General features: G+C 50.0%; 1 protein-coding gene. It reads right to left on the minus strand.

The features are described 5' to 3' along the window. Window positions 1–738, minus strand: a 738-nt coding sequence (locus J7438_RS26240; RefSeq protein ID WP_209278971.1) for a hypothetical protein, incomplete at its 3' end; no start/stop codon positions are given. Between the last annotated feature and the right edge of the window lie 88 nt (window positions 739–826).

An 826-nucleotide genomic window follows, 5' to 3' on the forward strand; every position in this document is an offset into this window, starting at 1 on the left:
CCCCCGCCCCACATTACTTTGCCCCCTCGATACTCCAGCCCCAATACCGGCATGTGATTCATTTCCCATTGTTATAACATGACAGTTAACCGCTGTAGTGTGGTTAACAGCAGTATCCTGGTATGATTTCCCACCCTGCGCTAAATCAGCCAGCGATAATCCAGCCCCAATACCGGCATGTGCTTTATTTCCCATTGTTTCAACATGACAGTAAACCGCTGTCGTGTGTTTAACAGTACTAGACTGCGATAATCCAGCCCCAATACCAGCCCCCCTATAACCACCAACTGCATCAGCTGTGTTGGTTTTCACCGTGCAGTTCAACGCTGTCGTGTCTGTAACCGTTCCTTCCCTAAGCTGATGTCCCACCCCAATACCGGCATTTGCTTCTTTTCCCATTGCTTCAACATGACAGCTCACCGCCATTGTGTTGTTAACCATTCCAGTTCTCGATAATCCCGCACCAATACCGGCATTTGCATAATTTCCCATTGCTTTAACATGACAGTCCACCGCCATTATGTTGGTAACGTTTCCACCGTCCGATGATCCCGCACCAATACCGGCAGCACCTGAGTTGGCGGAGGTTGTCACATTGCAGTTCAACGCAGTCATGTTAGTAATAGTTCCTCCGCCATCTACACTGCCCACGCCAATAGCTGCGTATACATCAGACGTGTTGGTAGCAACGTAAGCACCTTCAACCCAAATATTACTGATCGTAGCGTTGCCAGACATTTCGCAAGCCACTACCCCGGCCGATTCCGTTGAGGTTATGATGGCATCACTAAGGGTCAGGTTCTCGATGCGGCCCCCATCGGACAGG

The organism is Thalassotalea sp. G20_0, from assembly GCF_017744175.1.
Taxonomy (GTDB): domain Bacteria; phylum Pseudomonadota; class Gammaproteobacteria; order Pseudomonadales; family Endozoicomonadaceae; genus Endozoicomonas.